At 65.1% G+C, this 17257-nt stretch carries 16 protein-coding genes; 7 read left to right on the forward strand and 9 right to left on the reverse strand.

Going from position 1 to position 17257, the window contains the following annotated elements:
• Window positions 1-21: 21 nt before the first annotated feature.
• The 7 genes from rpoH to FA702_RS05750 all read right to left on the reverse strand — a co-directional run bounded on the left by rpoH (window position 22) and on the right by FA702_RS05750 (window position 8210).
• The gene (gene rpoH, locus FA702_RS05720) at window positions 22-924 is read right to left on the reverse strand and encodes an RNA polymerase sigma factor RpoH (RefSeq protein WP_124808017.1); all 903 of its coding nucleotides are present in this window, start codon (window positions 922-924) and stop codon (window positions 22-24) included.
• Window positions 925-1045: 121 nt separating this feature from the next.
• Window positions 1046-2023: an RluA family pseudouridine synthase gene (locus FA702_RS05725; protein ID WP_124808018.1), complete on the reverse strand. Its 978-nt coding sequence runs from the start codon at window positions 2021-2023 to the stop codon at window positions 1046-1048.
• Between the two features lie 71 nt (window positions 2024-2094).
• Window positions 2095-3099 (reverse strand): glycosyltransferase, encoded by a 1005-nt coding sequence (locus tag FA702_RS05730; protein WP_124808019.1) that lies wholly within the window; start codon window positions 3097-3099, stop codon window positions 2095-2097.
• 11 nt (window positions 3100-3110) lie between these two features.
• Window positions 3111-4397 carry a hypothetical protein gene (locus tag FA702_RS05735; RefSeq protein ID WP_136955370.1) on the reverse strand — a complete coding sequence of 429 codons (1287 nt, stop codon included), beginning with the start codon at window positions 4395-4397 and terminating at the stop codon, window positions 3111-3113.
• Window positions 4394-5713, reverse strand: coding sequence for an O-antigen ligase (locus FA702_RS05740; protein ID WP_124808021.1), 1320 nt, complete (start codon window positions 5711-5713; stop codon window positions 4394-4396). Before FA702_RS05740 ends, FA702_RS05735 begins: the two co-directional genes overlap by 4 nt.
• Window positions 5710-7107: an O-antigen ligase gene (locus tag FA702_RS05745; RefSeq protein WP_124808022.1), complete on the reverse strand. Its 1398-nt coding sequence runs from the start codon at window positions 7105-7107 to the stop codon at window positions 5710-5712. Before FA702_RS05745 ends, FA702_RS05740 begins: the two co-directional genes overlap by 4 nt.
• Window positions 7107-8210, reverse strand: a complete 1104-nt coding sequence (locus FA702_RS05750) for a glycosyltransferase (protein ID WP_168195998.1) — start codon at window positions 8208-8210, stop codon at window positions 7107-7109. Before FA702_RS05750 ends, FA702_RS05745 begins: the two co-directional genes overlap by 1 nt.
• 232 nt (window positions 8211-8442) lie before the next feature.
• On the opposite strand from FA702_RS05750, the gene FA702_RS05755 reads away from it, so the two are divergent.
• A complete protein-coding gene (locus FA702_RS05755; RefSeq protein WP_223806463.1) occupies window positions 8443-9531 on the forward strand; it encodes a transglutaminase-like cysteine peptidase in 1089 nt (362 codons plus the stop codon).
• Between the two features lie 31 nt (window positions 9532-9562).
• On the opposite strand, the gene FA702_RS05760 is transcribed toward FA702_RS05755, so the two are convergent.
• Both FA702_RS05760 and FA702_RS05765 read right to left on the reverse strand, forming a co-directional pair.
• A complete protein-coding gene (locus FA702_RS05760; protein ID WP_124808024.1) occupies window positions 9563-10042 on the reverse strand; it encodes a glycosyltransferase in 480 nt (159 codons plus the stop codon).
• Entirely contained in the window at window positions 10039-10491 is a 453-nt protein-coding gene (locus FA702_RS05765) for a glucuronosyltransferase (RefSeq protein ID WP_124808025.1), read from the reverse strand. Before FA702_RS05765 ends, FA702_RS05760 begins: the two co-directional genes overlap by 4 nt.
• Window positions 10492-10672: 181 nt before the next feature.
• Here FA702_RS05765 and FA702_RS22720 point away from each other — a divergent pair, with 181 nt between their 5' ends.
• From FA702_RS22720 to FA702_RS05795, 6 genes are read left to right on the forward strand one after another with little or no spacing between them, the layout of a single operon-like run.
• Window positions 10673-10993, forward strand: coding sequence for a hypothetical protein (locus FA702_RS22720; RefSeq protein ID WP_168195999.1), 321 nt, complete (start codon window positions 10673-10675; stop codon window positions 10991-10993).
• 1 nt (window position 10994) lies between these two features.
• A complete protein-coding gene (locus FA702_RS05775; protein ID WP_124808027.1) occupies window positions 10995-12383 on the forward strand; it encodes an O-antigen ligase in 1389 nt (462 codons plus the stop codon).
• A complete protein-coding gene (locus FA702_RS05780; protein ID WP_124808028.1) occupies window positions 12380-13465 on the forward strand; it encodes a polysaccharide pyruvyl transferase family protein in 1086 nt (361 codons plus the stop codon). Before FA702_RS05775 ends, FA702_RS05780 begins: the two co-directional genes overlap by 4 nt.
• A gap of 35 nt (window positions 13466-13500) precedes the next feature.
• Window positions 13501-14820 carry a hypothetical protein gene (locus FA702_RS05785; RefSeq protein WP_124808029.1) on the forward strand — a complete coding sequence of 440 codons (1320 nt, stop codon included), beginning with the start codon at window positions 13501-13503 and terminating at the stop codon, window positions 14818-14820.
• Between the two features lie 24 nt (window positions 14821-14844).
• Window positions 14845-16272: an oligosaccharide flippase family protein gene (locus FA702_RS05790; protein ID WP_124808030.1), complete on the forward strand. Its 1428-nt coding sequence runs from the start codon at window positions 14845-14847 to the stop codon at window positions 16270-16272.
• 3 nt (window positions 16273-16275) lie between these two features.
• On the forward strand, window positions 16276-17256 hold the full coding sequence (locus tag FA702_RS05795) for an alginate lyase family protein (RefSeq protein ID WP_136955373.1): 981 nt from the start codon (window positions 16276-16278) through the stop codon (window positions 17254-17256).
• The last annotated feature ends 1 nt before the right edge of the window (window position 17257 follow it).

The raw sequence follows: 17257 nt of genomic DNA on the forward strand, positions 1-17257 counted from the left end.
TGTCCGCGCGAAGGGAAACGATCAGCCGGCCGGCAGCAGATGCCGTTCGCCGGCGATCCGCTGCATCGCCTTTTGCAGCTTCTCGAACGCCCGCACCTCGATCTGGCGCACGCGCTCGCGGCTGACGTTATAGACCTGGCTCAGTTCCTCGAGCGTCTTCGGCTCGTCGATCAGGCGGCGGTCCGTCAGGATGTGGCGTTCGCGGTCGTTGAGGCTGTCCATCGCTTCCACCAGCATTTCGTGGCGGAACTGGGCTTCCTCGGCATCGGCCACCGTCTCGTCCTGCAACGGGCGGTCATCGGTCAGCCAGTCCTGCCAGCTGCCCTCGCCATCCTCGCGCATGGGGACGTTGAGGCTGGCGTCGCCACCCATCATCATCCGGCGGTTCATGTTGACCACTTCCTGCTCGGGCACGCCGAGATCGGTCGCGATCTTGCGCACGTCGTCAGGATGGAGGTCCGAATCCTCGAACGCCTCGAGGTTCTTCTTCATCCGGCGCAGGTTGAAGAACAGCTTCTTCTGCGCGGCGGTGGTGCCGATCTTCACGAGGCTCCACGAGCGCAGAATGAATTCCTGCATCGACGCTTTGATCCACCACATCGCATAGGTGGCCAGGCGGAAGCCGCGATCCGGCTCGAACTTCTTGACGCCCTGCATCAGGCCGATGTTGCCTTCGGAAATCAGTTCCGAAACCGGCAGGCCATAACCGCGATAGCCCATCGCGATCTTGGCCACGAGCCGGAGGTGGCTGGTGACGAGCTGGGCGGCGGCCTGCGGATCCTGGTGTTCCTGATAGCGCTTCGCGAGCATGTATTCCTGCTCGGCGGTCAGCACCGGGAACTTGCGGATTTCCGCCAGATAGCGGTTGAGGCTGGCTTCCCCGTTCAACGAGGGGACGGACAGCGCGTTCTTCTGTTCACTCACCTGAACACTTCCTTTCTTCGCGTCGGAACCCCAGTGCCTGAACCCCTAATGGGCGTTCGGCGGCGGGACCACACATGGAATCTTCGCGGGTTGATATCTATTATACCAGTGGATGCTAATGCTAGAGATTGGACATAGCCACGGCATTCTGCCCCTCAACGCACAATTCGACGATCAGTTCCCGCATATCGACGGGCGTCGGGCTGGCGAAGTGGAGCGGCTGGCCGCCGACCGGGTGGAGGAATCCAAGCTCGGCCGCGTGCAATGCCTGACGGCGGAAACCAAGCCGGGAAAGAAGCGGCCGAAGCCGGGAGGGCGTGCGTCCATATACAGGATCGCCTAATAGCGCATGGCCGATTGACGCAAGGTGAACGCGCACCTGGTGCGTCCGCCCCGTCTCCAGCCGGCATTCGACCAGCGCCGCCTCGTCCAGCGGCGCCAGCGTGCGGTAATGCGTCACCGCGTGCTTGCCCCGGCCTTCCTCGACCAGCGCCATCTTCTTGCGATCGTGGCTGGACCGGCCGATCGCGCCCCGGATCGTTCCGGCAGGCGGCAGCGGCTGGCCGGCAGTGACGCAGCGATAGGCGCGCGTGATCGAGTGATCGGCGAACTGCCTGGCCAGCCCTTCATGCGCGGCATCGGTCTTGGCCACGACCAGCAGGCCGGACGTGTCCTTGTCGATGCGATGGACGATCCCCGGCCGCGCCACACCGCCGATGCCCGAAAGCTGGCCCCGGCAGTGGTGCAGCAAGGCGTTGACCAGCGTACCATCGGGATTCCCCGCCGCAGGATGAACCACCAGACCGGCCGGTTTGTCGATCACGATCAGGTCCGCGTCTTCGTACACGACCGCCAGCGGAATATCCTGCGCCACCGCTTCCGCCGGCGCGGCTTCCGGCACGCGGATCGTGTAAGGCGTGCCCGCCGCGGGTTTAGAGGAAGCCTGCGTAGCAATACGCCCGCCGACCTCGATCCCGCCTTCCTCGATCAGCGCCTTTATGCGTTCGCGAGAAAGGCCGGATACGTCCGCAAGCGCCCGGTCAAGCCGCAGCCCGCCCGCTTCGAAGATGCCCGTGATGACTTCTGCGCTTCCCCCCATGCCCCGCGATATGGGAACTGTTGCAACCGCGGCAAGGGGCTTCAGGGCATCTTTGCGCCGTTGCCCCCTGTTTACGCGAGATCGACGGATTGCAGCGGCCGCTCCGGTGGCACGCGGGGCCGGAACAGGCCGGTCACAAGACCCAATGCGGTGCTGTTCCACACGAGAAACGAATAAGGGACGAGTTCCAGCGAACGCCGGCGCCACCAGAACCACGCCATCGGCGCGAGAGCATAGGGCACGGACAACCACCAGGGCGCCCGCGCCACCAGAAGCAGGGCAAGCAGAACCCACCAGCCCAGTACGGCCACGCCCTTGCGGATATGGCCCAGCCGCCGCAAAACGACCGCGAGATGCGGCCTGCCCAGCGCGGCACGCAGCACTTCACCGGTCGCACCGGTATAGCCCGACCGGATGCGCCGCATCAGCAGGCGATAGCCCTGCGTGGTATAGCCATAGTGCCGCACCGCCGGCACATCGATACGGGCAAGCTTCCACCCCCGCGCCGCCAGCCGGGCCGCCAGTTCGAATTCCTCGAAGGCATGGAGGTTGCGGTCCGCGAAGTACCCCGCCGCGCGCACGGCATCGACGCGATACAGCCCGCCGCAATCGAGCCGGTCCACATCGCCGGGCTGCCAGTCGCTGCCTTCGGCCACCTTGGCCGCGCGGATCTTGAACTCGGCGTTGGTGGCATTCATTTCGCGCACCCGCCCCCCCACGCCCGCATGGCCTGGATGATCACGCAGAAAGGCGATGCCCGCATCGATGAAGGCGGGATCGAGTTCCATGTCTCCATCGAGCAGATAGAAGAACTCGCCGGTCGCGTGCTGGAAAGCGAGTTGCGCCCCCGCACCGCAGCACCGCTCGTCCAGGTTGGCAAGCTGCACGATGCGGATCGGGAAAGTCCGGGCGATTTCCAAAGTCCGGTCGGTCGATCCGCTGTCGGCCAGCACCACGTCGCCACCCACACGCGCCACGGCGGCCAGCGCACTGGCGATCGCGGCGGCGATGTGCTCCTCCTCGTTCAGCGCCTTGATCCCGATCGTCAGCAACGGCCGATCCTGCCCCTGTTCCATCTCTACCGTCCCTAACGCGCCCAAGCGCCAGCCACTTCGCCGCCCCTGGCGCCGGGATCGGGCCGCCGCGCCGAAGCGATCCATTGCCACGCCTTGCGCCATACCCAGTACAGGAACACCAGTTCTCCGCCCAGTACGCCCGCCACCGACCAGATCGGCTGCGCGAACACCAGAACCGTCGCCACCGTGGCGATGGAAAACGCGGCGGAATAGATGCTGGCCATCGCCAGAGGCCGAAATGCGCCGGCAGCCTGCAACAGCGCGCTTTCGGGCGTGCGGATGGCGCGGATGAAAGCCACCGTCAACCACGATGCGGCCCCCGTCACCAGCACGGGCATGGCATAATGCGCCGGAAACAGCAGGCGCGGGGCGAACAGGAACAGCGCCAGCACCGCCAGCCCCACCAGCAGGCACACACCCGCCAGCACCATCCGGAACAGCCGCAAGGCGTGCGCGGCCGAATCCACCGCGCCTTCGCCCAGTTGCCGGGCCATCTGCGCGCGCTCGAACTCCATCAGCGCATTGGTCGCCACGGTGATCGGACGGATCAGCAATTGCGTCGCCGCGATCGGCGCGAACGCCGCCGGCCCGCAGATGGCCGTCACCAGATAGGCATGGCAGTTCACCGTTGCCTCGGTTGAAACCACCCCGGCCAGGGACCAGCTCGAATGCTCGCGCCATACCCGGCGATAGCCCCGCAGCACCGCTGGTGTGGGCGCGATCAGCAGCGCCGAGGCATAGGGTCTGCCCAGCGCGCCGATCCCGGCCACAGTCGCCACCAGCAATACCAGATAGGCATGGTCGAGCGTGATCGCCTCCAGCGTGAACAGCAGGCCGATCCCCCCCATCAGCGACACCGCATAGACCACGTCCGAAGCGATGGTGCGCGTCTGGTGTCCCAGCGCGTAGGCGTGGGCGCGGCCCAGCCAGCGGACGAGGCCCAGCGAAGCGAAGAAGGCGAAGATCACCGATGCTTCCGCCGGAAAACCCGTCGCGAGCGCCAGCGCGGCGAACCCGACCGTCGCGATCGCCGCACCGACAACGCTGGCCATCAGCACCGCCTTTGCCGCCTGGTCCGCCCCCTGCTCCCGCCGTTGCGTCATGAACACCAGCAGCGGCGCGCAGAACATCGCGCTCCACACGCTCGTTGCCAGTGTCGCCGCTATCAGCAGGAACGAAAAGCCGCCGAACGCCGCCGGCGGCAACGATCGCAGCAGCAGCAGCGAAAGCAGGAACTGCGCGCCCGCCGTCGCCACCGGGCCAAGCGCGGCAAGGACGTAACGCGCCAGTCGGTTCATGAAAGCGCGTGTCGCATACTCGCCGTGGCCCATGGCGAGCTGACGCGACGGCGGTCGGCGCGATCGGCCTCGGCCTTCAACGCGGGGATGAGCGCCAGCGCGAACATCAGCATCACCTGCATGATCACGTCACGGTCGAACAGGCTGGATTCCGTGGTGTTGTGCATGAACGCGAACATGATGAACGCGATCACGATGGCCACACGTTGCGCCTTCAGCCGATGGTCGCTGAACACCTGGACCAACGGCACGACGATCACCGAGGCAACCACCAGCAGCGCGCCCGGAACGCCGATCTGGACCGCCAGATCGAGGAACCCGTTGTGGCCGTTCGCCAGTTCGGTGATCCAGCCCTTGGCGTATTTGAAGATCGGGCTGATCGGGCCGACGTTCCAGAACGAACCGTAGCCAGACCCCAGCCACAGGTGATCGTTGAGGTAGGCCAGCAAGGCACGCCAGACCGAGGAACGCCCGGTCACCGCTTCGGGATCGCGCAACAGCGCTTCCAGCGGATTGCTGTAGAGATCGTTGAGCAGCGCAGCCGCCGCGAACACCACCATCAGCAGCGGGATGACATAGACGCGGCGGCGCGCAGGCAGCCGTTCAAAGGCGAAGCCGGCCAGCACGGCCACGCCGATCAGGCCAAGCGAGGTCTTGGAGTGCGAGAAGTAGAGGAATACCGCCGCCGCCACGATTCCGGCCACACGCGGCCAGAGCCATTTGCGCGGCGCGTCGAAGATCAGCAAAGGTATCAGCAGCGCGCTGACTTCGCCGGCGAAGTTCTTGTGCATCATGATGCCACGCCAGCTTCCCACCAGTTCCTTGTCGCCGATCGCGTTGGCCTGGTGAATCCCGAAATCGGGAAACAGCGCGACGGTGACGAAGTTGGCGAAAAGCGTGACGCAGAGCGCGATCCGCAGGATGTTGACGGTCAATGCCGATCCGATCTGCCGGACGCTGACGAAGATGATCCAGATCACCAGCGTCGTCAGGATCATGCGCCGCAACGCGACCGAGGGATCGATCGACCACGAAAGGCTGAGCCAGCACCAGCCGAGCGCCACGACCAGGGGAATCGGCACGGCGATCAACCGGCGCCATTCCGCCGGGCGAAGGCCGAACAGAACCGCTGCCGTCAGCGCGAAATAGGCCAGCTGGCGCCCGGCGTTGCCCTCGCCCAGCATGGGCTGGTCGCTATAGACCATCAGCGGCCCAAGCAGCACGAGCAGCAGCACCCCGCCAAGGCAGGCGGCGAGCAGTTGGCGGTTGGCCGGCTTTTCCAGGCGCCAGCCATCATCGCGCGCTTCGGTGTTCATAGAGTTCCCCCAACCATTGCGGCATTGGTATCGGCCACCACGGCATCCGCGCCGCCGCGCGTTTCCACCGCCCCCTTGCTCCGGACGGCTTTCGCTTCACCCGACGCGCGCAGCAGCGCAGCCAGTTGGCCGAGAGCAAACATCAGATGCACTTCCAGCAAAGCGTCTCGATCCAGCAGCGTCGATTCCGTCAGATTGTGACCGAAGGCGAACACGATCACCGAAACGATCCACGCCGCCGCCCCCCGTGGCAACGTCAGGCTCGTCAGCAGGCTCGTCAGCGGCGAAACGAACACGGCGAGCATGACCAGGGCAAGGCCGACCGGCCCGATCGTGACCAGCAAGTCCAGGTAGCCGTTATGGCCGTTGCCCAGCCGCGCGACCCAGTCCTGATTGTATCGGAACACGGGGCCATCCAGCCCGACGTTCCAGAACGAACCGAACCCGGCGCCCCAGGGATGATCGTACCAATAGTCCAGCACCACCGGCCAGATCACCACGCGCCCCGTCAGCAGCGACTGGTCGGGGCTGTAGAGCGGCGCCACGATCACACCCCACCGGGTCGTGACGAAATAGCTTATGCCCGCACCGGCAACCATCGCCAGGGGGACGAGGAAGGCGCGATAGGCCGGGCTGTACAGCAGGTAAAGCCAGCCCGTGCCGATCGCCACCAGCAGAATGTTCATCGATGTCTTGGAACCGGTCCTGTACAGGAAATAGCTGCTGCCGGCCAACACCGCCGCGCGGGGAAGCAGGCGCCAGTGGTTGCCGCCGAACACGAATGCCAGAACCGTGACCGCGCACAAGGCTCCGGTGTAGTTCTTGTGCTCCAGCAATCCGCGCCAGCACCCGACCAGGTTGAGGTCCATCCTCTCCCCTTCCTGATGGACTGCCACTGGGCTGGCCGCGACCGCTGCGAAATTGAGCACCAGCGCCACCGCCAGGATGATCCGCAAGGCCGCCATCGATCGCCGGAAGCCCAGTTCATCGCATATCCGGAAGATCGACCAGATAAGGATCGCGGTCAGCAGCAGCCGGCGCATCCCGATGCCGGGATCGGCCGACCAGAACAACGTGACCGCCGACCACACGAGCACCAGCGCCATGCTCGGCGGAAGGACCCAAAGCCGCTGCATGTTGTTGTAGCACTGCGATCCCAGGATCAGCATGACGAAAATCGAGATATACCAGAACTGGCGCGTGCTGTCGCCCATCGCGGTTGCCGGATCGGCAACCCGCACCTGCAAGGGCCGGGTGCCGATCACGAGCATTCCGAACAGCATGACCATCGCGATCAGGGCGATGACCCTGCGCACGCGCGCGGGCGACATCAGCGCCATCAGCGGCGGCGGCGGCATGTTGAGCAGATAGTGCCTGTTGTTCGCCCCGCGCATCAGACCGCCAATGCCTCGTATGCGTCGACAACCGCATCGAACCGCGCTTCCTCCGCGATCCGCCGCGCAGCCGCGCTCCACCGCCGGTAAGCGGCGGAATCGTTCAGCACCGCGGTGATCGCCCCGGCCAGGGCGGCATCGTCGTCAAGCGGAACCACGATGCCGCAGGCGTCGCCACCTTCCGCCGTGACCGCTTCCACCTGCTCGGGCACATTCGAAACGATCAGCGGCAATCCTACGCGCGCGGCTTCGATCAGCCCGAGACTGTGCCCTTCGAACCTGCTGACCTGCACGAACACATCGCCCCCGGCCAGAATGGCAAGCGCCTCGCGCCGGGGGCGGACGCCAAGGAAGCGGACCCGCTCCGCAATGCCCAGTTGCTCCGCCAGCGCCCGCAATTCCGCCTCGTCAGGCCCGGTCCCGACAATATCGAGCGAAGCATCCGGCACCTCCGCCAGCGCGCGGAGCAGCATCGGGTAGTTTTTCTGATAGGCCAGCCGCCCGGTACTGACGATCCGTCGCTGGGTTGGCGCATCCCTGACTTCACCGGCCATGCCGAAAAGATAGGTTTCGATATCGGGCGGCAGCGCGTTGCGGATCGCCCGGCGTTTGGCGCGGTACGCGGCCGGCTTGCTGGCCAGCGACGCGGACACGGCGTGCGACACGCTGATGATCGCGCGGACATTGCGCAACTGCCCGGACCACGCATCGAGCCGGTTAAGCAGCGGCGCGTGCGTTTCGACCGGCGAATGATGGGAAATGGCAACGCGCGTCGCGGGGCTGCTCCAGCGCGCCACGATCGGCACCAGGACATTGGCGGCGGGCATCGCCGTCACCACCAGCCGCGGTTCATGCGCTCTGAGCCATCGCGCCAGCGCGAACACCAGACGAACGGCACGGACGGGATTGCGCAGTGGCCCGGAAACGAAATGGAGCCAGCTCCGCCCGGCTCCGCTACCATCTCCGCCACCCGCCTCTCCCCAGCGCGGCGGATAGAACGCGACGCATTGGGTCTCGAAGCCGCGCTCGGCCAGCGCATCGGCGAGATTGCCCCACAGTTCACGAATGCCACCGGACGGGTGCGTTGCAGCAAACACGATCATTCCGCGTGCCCGATGGGCCTGCCCCTGTGTCAACGATCGGGACATGCCCACCTGTTCCTCCAGAACAAAGTCGTCCAGCGCGTTTCCCGATGCACGAAAACTACCGCATCACCATAGATGCCGGGTACTTGCCCGTCAAATAGAGACATGGATTACCAAAGGTTACGTCGCGCTTAACTAAGAAGCGTTACCCGGCCCAAACCCTGCATGCGGCAAACAGCGGACGTTCATCATGGAGCGTCCGATGCGCCTGTTCTATACCGTACTGGCCGGCCTGTGGCTGGCAAGCGGCAACGCAGAAGCGAAAAGCCCAGCCGACGGCGGAAGTTTCATTCCGCTGGGCGCTCCCGCATCCGCTCCGCTGGGCTTCACCCAGATGTGCGAACGCGATACGGAATTGTGCCTCGCCGGGGCAACGAGCATCGCCGCCGCGCTCAGCCCGCCAACCGAAAGCGCGCCACTTGTGGTCATGGCTTCGGCACCACCCGCGTTCGATCGCGAAGGCGCGGGTTATCGTCGCTTGCGCGTGACGGCGGATGACTTGTCGCGCTTCGGGAAGGACAACCCCGTCGATCGCTTCGGTCTCGTCCGTCTTCTGGTCGGGGACGCGGCCGCGACAGCGACCTCTCCAGTCGCAACCGCCCCCTGCCCGCCCGCGGCTGGCTGGACGGAAAGCCTTGCTCCCGATGTCCCGTGCGACCAGGTGAGCGACGCGATACCATCGCAAACCCGGGGACTGGCGACGGCAGCCTTCGTCACGCTGGTTCCGCAGCCGTTGCAGCCTGCGGCGCCCGCGATAGCGCTTCCCCCGCTCGATGGGGAGCCTGCGAAACCGGCGGACGCAGCCTTTGACGGAAAGGCGGCATTCGCGCTGATCGGCAAGGTCAACCGCAACGTCAACGATGCCGTCGTCCAGGTGGAAGACATCAATTCCACGGGCGAGGAAGACCGCTGGAACCGTCTGGGTTACGGCTGGCGGCCCGCCGGCGATTGCGAGGACATTGCGATCGAGAAGCGCATGCGCCTGATGGAAATGGGCTTCCCCGCAGACCGGCTGTTTCTGGCCGTGGCCTACAAGTACCGCGCCGGGTTGCACACCGTTCTGATCGCGCGCCTGCCCGATGGCGATTACGTGCTCGACAGTCTCGTGCGCAAGGTCAGGCCATGGTCGAAGGTGACGTACCAGTGGCTTCGCGTGCAGACGCCCGGCGATCCGTTGGTGTGGCGAGGCCTGACCCCGGCGCCGGCGGCCGCGCCGACCGTCCGCATCGCCAGCAGCGATAGCGGAGAGGCCGCGATACCGCCCCAGCCGGCGGCCTGAGCACGATCCGCGCCGGACAGGGCCCGCCAGATCAGATTTTCCCGGTCGAAATATACCCCGTCAGCGCGTTGACCAGTTGTCCGCGCACGGCATCGTCCCAATCCGCGCGCGGCGCTTCCAGCCGCTCGCGCAATGTCCGCGCCAGCGCCTCGTCGTCTTCGGCCACGTAAATGCCGGACCGGCCGGCAAGCGCGGCGACGGTCGCCATCTGGTGATCGTTGCGATGCTCGTGCAATGCCACGCGCCTTGGATAGAGGATCAACGGCTTGTGATGGCGCAACGCCATCAGCACCGTACCGATCCCGGCGTGCGACACGATGATGCTGGCGGCCCCGAATCGGGCCTCGAACTCGCGCGGCTCGATGAAATGTTGCCACTCCATATGGTCGGGCTGATAGGTGCCGCCACCGGTCTGCGCAAAGACGGGCTGCGCCAGATCCGGCGCAATGCCGTCCATGGCCCGGATCAGCCGGTCAAAGGGCAACTGCGTTCCGACGGTGACAAGAATCAAATGACTGCCCCCAGAAAATAGAGCCCTTGGTCGGGGTTAGCCAGGTGTTGCCATTGCGTCACCCGCAGGGTTGCGAAATAGCGGGCCATCCGCCCGCTGGCCGAAAGCTCTTCGGAATTGGCGATGCTGTCGATCCACACTGTCCGCCGCCCCAGCACACGCCCCGCGATCAGGCAGGCCAGCCCCGGAAACGCGCCGGTGGACACTATCACCTCCGGGCGATGGCGCAGCACCAGCGCAAAGGCGCACCACATCGTCCGCAAGGCCGCGACGGGGCCGTTGCGGTTGGAATCAGGAATGCTGAGGACGTCCTCGATGCCTTCCCTCCAACCCAGCGCGGGATCGGTAGTGACGTAGCGGGTATCGAACTGGTCGAATGCCGCGCGAAGACGCAGCAACTGCTCCCAGTGCCCTCCGCCGGATGCCACCGCCAGAACCTTGATCCCCATATCCTCGAATCTACTCCGACGCCAAACCGATCGAAGGCTGGCTTGCATATCAACCTGCTACCATTGTTGCTGCACTGCAATCAACCGAGGGCTGAAAATGAAGTGTACCATCATGGTGCGGTGAAATTCGTTTATATATCCTTCGTTGTACGCGCCAATTCCTTCCGACAAACTTGGCCGCATGAAGTACCGCGCGCCGTCATTTGTCTGGCGCACGCCGCGGCCGGTCGGTCGAAATGCCGCAAAAAGATCATGCTGCGCAACCCGTCTTATGGGAATTCCCGCTGGCGAAGCAAAGGCATCCGTGGCAAATGACTCATTGTGCGGTGCAAATGAAACTGTCCGTGACTGGCACAGTGCAGGAAGAATACGCGTGGAAAGTGTTTCCGGTCAGGCCTGCTGGGTTATATTGGCATGGTCTTTTCCGCATAGCGTGCGCAATCATGCCGCCTTCGCCGGCACGATGACGATCGCGACTGAGCATCTGCGTCAGGAACAGTGAGATGAACGATCCCGCTTCCCTACAGACCGTGCAGGATCGACTCGTGGCCAAACGTCCGCGCAGGCCGGTTACCCGGCCCGGAACCGGCCGATCCGGAACCGGCAGCTTCGTCGATTCGATGATTGCGGCGCTGGTTGTACTGTATCTCGTCGCCGCTGCGGGGGCCACGGCCAACCTCCTCACGCCGGTCGATCCCACCGGCAAGATGCTGGAAGGCAGCGGCCTGCTGACGATAAGCTGGCTGGCGCTCTACGGCATTTCCGCCCCCTTCATCATCACCAGCCTGCGGCCATCCATCACTCTCCGGGAAGTCGTCCTGTTCGCGTTCGCCGGCCTGGCGATCGCCGGCGTGGCGTGGTCCAAGATGCCGAATGCCACGCTGATGTACGGGTTTTCGCTCATCGCGAACCTCGCCTTCGCCTGGGCATGCCATCGCCACCTTTCACTCGAACGGTTCGAGCGCATCCTGCTGTTCACGCTGAACGCGCTGATCGTCATCGGCCTGCTCATGGCCGTGGTCGGCCTGCCACACGCCTATTATTTCGATCCGATCGATCGCGCGAACCTGCTCGGCACCGTCCTGGTCCGCGGGTTGTTCAGCCACAAGATCTACGCCGGCTTCTATGCCGCGATCGCGTTCGCCATGAACATTCAGTTGCTGCGCAATCCCTGGCGCTGGCCGATGGCGGCGACGTGCGCGCTGGCGGTGCTGGTTTCCGGGTCGTCGCTGGGCCTCGTCACGCTGTTGCTGGTCTGCGTGTTGATGGTTCTGCTCCCGCGTCTGCAAGACCTTCAGCTTCGACTGCTGTTCCTGGTCATGATGCTGTTCGGCGCCGTCGTCGCGCTGCTGTCATGGCAGACCCTGTTCGCCGATGCGGTTGGCGCCCTGGGCCGCGACGTGACCCTGACCGGCCGCACCACGCTCTGGGCCTATGCCGTGCAGTTCTGGTCGGAAAAGCCGGTGCTGGGCTGGGCCTATGGCGGCATATTCGGTGACGATCCCAACGCGCCGGGCGCTATCGTCAACGTCGACAAGTACTACCAGGCACCGCACTTTCACGATGTCTACCTGCAAGTCGCGGCGGAAATGGGCTCGGTGGGTTTCCTGCTGTTCTCGACGATCCTGTTCATGACGATCGGCACCGCGCTGCGCAACACCTGGACGCTGCGGCGGCCGGTCGATACCGTATCGGCGATCTTCGCGCTGTCGCTTGCGGTCATCGGCACCGTGATGAACATTGGCGCGCGCTATAACGAACTTTCCACGATCCTGCTGGCCTACTTCTTCCTGGCCACGGGCAATGGCGCGGGCGTCTGGCGCGCGCTGCCCCGTCCTTCTTCCGGCCGCGTCCGCGCCGGAGCGCTGCAGAATCGGGCGAGCGACCGATGAGGGCAGACAGCCAGACGACAAAACCCCGTCCGACTTTCTTTCTCCTCCTGAAAACCCAATACGAAAATCTTGGCGACCTGATCATCAACCGCGAATGCATCGGTCTGCTGCGCACGCGCGGGACCGTCGCGGTCGGACTGGCCCACGCGCCTGCCGCGTTCATCGCCAACCTGCATCTCGCCCCGGGCGAAGAGCGCACCGCACGCGCCGGTTTCCATCTGGAACTGATCCGCTCCGCCCTGTCGGGCGATGGCGACACCTATTACGTGCTGCTGCCGGGCGGCTATTCCGGCGATCTGCGCGGAATGCAGGCTGTCAAGGAATGCATCTCCACGGCGTATTTCTGGCTGCTGCGGCTGTGTGGCGTGAAGATCATTCGCATGGGCGCGTCGATGGGGCCATATTCGCCGGGCCGTGCCCGGTTCGAAAAGCTGAAGTCGCGGGCGATGCGGCTGATCGGCCTGCGCGACCATATCTCGCTGGCCTATGCCGACAGCATCGGACTCGCGCATGTGCGGCGCTTCCCTGATTTTGCGTTCATGCTGCCCACGCGCCAGCACACGCCGGACAGGCAGGCTCCCTACATCGTTCTCAGTTTCCGCGCCGAAGGGGCGCAACACATCGATGAAATCGCCACGGCGGCGCGCCGGATGCTGGATGCGCTGGACCCGCAACGCCGCCATCGTATCGTCCTTTCGGCGCAGGTCGAACGCGACGAACCGGTTTGCGCCGCGCTGAAGCAGCGGCTGGAGGCGGATCGCCCCTGCGAAACCGTTGGCGCGGCCATCGGCGAAAGCGCGCTGTTCGACCTGTACCAGCAAGCCGCCTGGGTGCTCAGCAACCGGCTGCATGTCCTGCTGTTTTCCGCAAGCTGCGGCGCCCCGGTCTGGGCATTGGTTCACCCCGCGCGCAACCGCAAGATCATTGGCCTGTTCGAGGATTCGGGCATGGCGGAACGGCTGGTCGATCTGACACGGCAGGAACTGCCGGCAATGGCAACCCCTGCCGATCCGGGCGTCGACATCGCGATCTTCGCGCGCGCGCGGTCAGGCATCGTTCAGGCCATCGCCGCGCTGCCGTGACCCTCCCAGCCGCCTCTCCCCAGGATTCCCCAGTCATGCGCCTGCAGACGTTTCCCCGATACGAACTGTTCGATCCGCTGGTGCCGGTCCACCAGATTACCGATGGCAAACGGCCGACGATTCACCGCTTCTTCGACAGTTGCCCGATCAGCCCCAGCGGACGCTACATCGCCCTCAACGAGTTTCCCTATCAGGACAGGCCGCCAGCGCCCGGAGACCGTTCGTTCGTGGTGGTCGTTGATCTTGCCAGCGGCGAGGAAGTCTATCGCGACAGCACAGCGGCGTGGGACACGCAGGTCGGAGCGCAAGTGCAATGGGGCGCGACCGACGCGGCCCTGCTGTTCAACCGCATGGACGAGGCGACGTGGCTCCCGCATGGCGTGCAGGTCGATTTCACCAATGGTACGGAAAGACGGTTCGAAGCGCCGGTCTATCATGTTTCGCGCGATGGACGTTTCGCGATATCGCCCGATCTCGTCAAGATCGGCATCGCGCAGGCCGGCTACGGGGTACACGTCCCGCCCGGTCGCGTCGCCCCGAACAGTGGAGCGCCTGCCGACGACGGCATATTCATCACCGATCTGGAGCGCGGTGAAAGCCGGCTGCTGGTGAGCCTGGCGGACGTGTGCGCGGCAATCGCTCCCGCGAGCGATACTTTCGCGCCGGAAACCAACGCCGTCTATGGCTTTCACACCAAATGGAACGACCAGGGCACGCGGATCATGTTCATCGTCCGCCAGTTCCCGGCCGGTGCCCGCAAAGGCAAGAGCCGCAACTGGCTGGTGACGCTCGACGCGGACGGATCGAACATACGGGTCGCCGTGCCGCCCCATGTCTGGTCCGATGGCCACCATCCCAACTGGGAACCGAACGGCGACCGCATCATCATGAACCTGCCGCCGGCATCCAGCGCCGGCCTGTTCGGGCGGATGCGCATCCTGCTGGGCAAGATCGGTCGTCGCACGGGCCTGCCGATCGGCCGCGCCGGCGTGCCGCTGCATTTCCGGTCGGTCCGCTTCGATGGCGCGGACCTGCGCTCCGTTTCGCGTCATCAAGGTTCCGGCCATCCCACGATCCACCCCGGCGGCGGGCACCTGATGACCGATTGCTACGCCTATGAACCGATGGCCGCGAACGATGGCACCGTCCCGCTGCGGCTGATCGATCTGGCGACTGACGCCGTGCGCAACGCCGTGCGGATCGACACCGCCCCCGCCTACAAGGGACCGCGCAGCGAATACCGCATCGATCCGCATCCCGCGTGGGACGCGCAAGGGCACCTCCTGACGTTCAACGGCGCCGTGAACGGCGTGCGATCGGTCTTCGTCGCGGACTTCTCCGCCCTGTTGCAATAGACCGCCAGATCACGGGAAACCACCATGTCCCTTGCCAAGAACGTCGCGTGGATGCTGGCAGGCCGATGGGCCTACAACCTGATTACGCTGGCGTCGTTCACCACGATCGTCGCGCTCATCTCCCCCGCGGCCTTCGGCATCTATACCATCGCCTCCACTTTCCTGATCTTGTCGGACACGTTCTTTTCCGACGCGGTCGAAAACCTGATCGTCCGGCAAAATGGCGAAGAAGCGGATATAGCGCCGACAACGTTCTGGGTATCCGTCGGCATCTCGGGATTGATGGCCGCGCTGATCGCCGTGATCGCGTTCGGTTTCGGATGGTTCTACAGCAGCGTCGAAACGCAGTGGGCAATCCAGGCGATCGCGCTGATCATCGTGGTGCAAGGCGCGGCTTCCGTTCCCCGCGCACTGCTGATGCGACACGGGCGATCGCGCCAGTACGCGACCAACTCCGCGCTCTCCAACCTGATCGGCGCCGCGATCGGCGTGGCCTCCGCCTATCGTGGCGCGGGTTTCTGGAGTCTCATCATCCAGCAGGGCGCGCTGCACATCTCGATGTTTACGCTCTGCTCGATTCGTGCCGGCTTCGTCCCCAGCATGCGCCTTGACCGGACAATCGCGCATGATTTTGCCGGCCATGTCGCCACGATGCTGTGGTCCACGATTCTCAATGTCTTCGGCAACCGGCTGGACATTCTGGTGATCGGCGCCCTGTTCAGCAACAGCGTGACCGGGGTCTATGGCCTGGCCAAGCGGCTGGTGCAGATCCTGCAGGATCTCGTCGCCAGTTCGTTCGACAAGGTCATGCTGTCCATGATCGCGCGGCAGGGTCTCAAAGGGCATCAGGAGCGGATCTATCGCAGTTCGGTGCTGATGCAGGGCATTACCGCCATTCCCAGTTTCGCCGGATTCGCGGCCATATCGCCGCTGGCGATCAAGATGATCTTCGGGCCGGAGTGGGACGGCGCCGCCGCGTTGATCATCATGATGACGGTGGGCGGCATCTTCCGTTCGATGGTAACCATCGAGCGCGCCCAGCAGATGCTGGCCGGGCAGACCAGGCTCATCGCCAATGTCCGGCTTGTCGAACTGATCATCGGCGTGATTCTCGTCGTCCCGTTCGGGCGGCTTGGCCCGGCCTACATGGCGGTGGTTTTCTCGGTGCGCTATGTCATCGGCTATGTACTGGTCATCGCATCACGCATCGGGAGACGCGAAACGCCCGCGTTGCTGGCGCAGACCGCGCGGTGGCTGGCCGTTCCCGTTCTCGCCACGCTCGCCATGTCCGGCATCGTCTGGCTGGCGCAGCGCGAACTGCACGGCCTGGGGCATCCGATGCTGACGATCGCCGCTTCCGTCATGATCGGCGTCGTGGTCTTCGGAGCCATTCTTGCCGCAGCGCGCCGGTTCTGGTTACCCTATCTCATGCAAGCGCAGGAGGCGTCCTGAAACATGCCTGTTCCCGCCGTTCCGCTTCTGCTCCTTGCCGGCGCCGCCGGCGTTTCGCCCGGCTGCCCTCCGGTCGCGACGATTCCCCGCACGATGGAAATCGTCACCCGGTATGTCGCGGATGACAGCGACGCGACACGGTCACGCCTCGATCCAGGCAAAGTCCAGGCACAGGCCGGCGTGCGCGCGGCCATTGTTGGCCCCGTGCGCCGGATAAACGCGCTCGCGGACCGTTACCGGCAGGCGCCCGATCCGGCCGCGGCCCGCTGTCTTGCCGCGCACTTCGCGGCCCAGGCGCAAGCCGGTGCGATGACGGTATCTCCCGCAGATGCCGACATGTTCTTCCGCGAATGGATGATCGCCAGCCTCGCAATTTCGTACCTGAAGGCCAAGAGCGCGCTGGACGCCATGCCAGAGGGCGGAATGATCCGCTCCTGGCTGGTGCAGAGCGCCAGGGCGGTGCAGGCATTCAACCAGCAAAGGATCGATCGCGGCCTGATCGACAACCACCGTTACTGGGGCGGCCTTGCCGCGCTGGCGACCGGCCTTGCCGCCAATGACAGGGGGCTGGTCGCGTTCGGGCGTAACAGCCGCGCGCTGGGCCTCGCGCAAGTGACGCCGGAAGGGACTCTGGCGGCGGAACTGAAACGCGGTCCCAAATCGCTCCACTACCACCTGTTCGCGGCGGCACCGCTGGCCGCTTCGGCAGAGCTTGATCCGTCAGGCCTTTCCGCGGCCGAGCGAGGCGCGCTAACCCGCCTCGCCGATCGCATTCTGGACGATGCCGGCACCCCGTCCGGCGGCCGCATCGGCGCCTTGGCGGGACAGCCGCAGGAGGCGCCGGAAGCGCCCATCCTCTTCGCCTTGCTCAGGCCCTATGCAGGCCAGACCGGAGGATACCGGCAGAAGCTCGATGCCCTGCTCGCCGGCGCGCGCCCCACCTACCTGTTTCTCGGGGGCGACACCACGTTCCTGACGCGATAGG

Origin of the sequence: Novosphingobium sp. EMRT-2, assembly GCF_005145025.1 — a bacterium.
In the GTDB taxonomy this organism is placed as follows: Bacteria; Pseudomonadota; Alphaproteobacteria; order Sphingomonadales; family Sphingomonadaceae; genus Novosphingobium.

Bases quoted from the DNA above. Each gene is read 5' to 3' on its own strand.
- FA702_RS05725 (WP_124808018.1), bottom strand. From the start codon at position 2,023: ATGGGGGGAAGCGCAGAAGTCATCACGGGCATCTTCGAAGCGGGCGGG.
- FA702_RS05730 (WP_124808019.1), bottom strand. From the start codon at position 3,099: ATGGAACAGGGGCAGGATCGGCCGTTGCTGACGATCGGGATCAAGGCG.
- FA702_RS05735 (WP_136955370.1), bottom strand. From the start codon at position 4,397: ATGAACCGACTGGCGCGTTACGTCCTTGCCGCGCTTGGCCCGGTGGCG.
- FA702_RS05740 (WP_124808021.1), bottom strand. From the start codon at position 5,713: ATGAACACCGAAGCGCGCGATGATGGCTGGCGCCTGGAAAAGCCGGCC.
- FA702_RS05745 (WP_124808022.1), bottom strand. From the start codon at position 7,107: ATGCGCGGGGCGAACAACAGGCACTATCTGCTCAACATGCCGCCGCCG.
- FA702_RS05750 (WP_168195998.1), bottom strand. From the start codon at position 8,210: ATGATCGTGTTTGCTGCAACGCACCCGTCCGGTGGCATTCGTGAACTG.
- FA702_RS05755 (WP_223806463.1), top strand. From the start codon at position 8,443: ATGGAGCGTCCGATGCGCCTGTTCTATACCGTACTGGCCGGCCTGTGG.
- FA702_RS05765 (WP_124808025.1), bottom strand. From the start codon at position 10,491: ATGGGGATCAAGGTTCTGGCGGTGGCATCCGGCGGAGGGCACTGGGAG.
- FA702_RS22720 (WP_168195999.1), top strand. From the start codon at position 10,673: ATGAAGTACCGCGCGCCGTCATTTGTCTGGCGCACGCCGCGGCCGGTC.
- FA702_RS05775 (WP_124808027.1), top strand. From the start codon at position 10,995: ATGAACGATCCCGCTTCCCTACAGACCGTGCAGGATCGACTCGTGGCC.
- FA702_RS05780 (WP_124808028.1), top strand. From the start codon at position 12,380: ATGAGGGCAGACAGCCAGACGACAAAACCCCGTCCGACTTTCTTTCTC.
- FA702_RS05785 (WP_124808029.1), top strand. From the start codon at position 13,501: ATGCGCCTGCAGACGTTTCCCCGATACGAACTGTTCGATCCGCTGGTG.
- FA702_RS05790 (WP_124808030.1), top strand. From the start codon at position 14,845: ATGTCCCTTGCCAAGAACGTCGCGTGGATGCTGGCAGGCCGATGGGCC.
- FA702_RS05795 (WP_136955373.1), top strand. From the start codon at position 16,276: ATGCCTGTTCCCGCCGTTCCGCTTCTGCTCCTTGCCGGCGCCGCCGGC.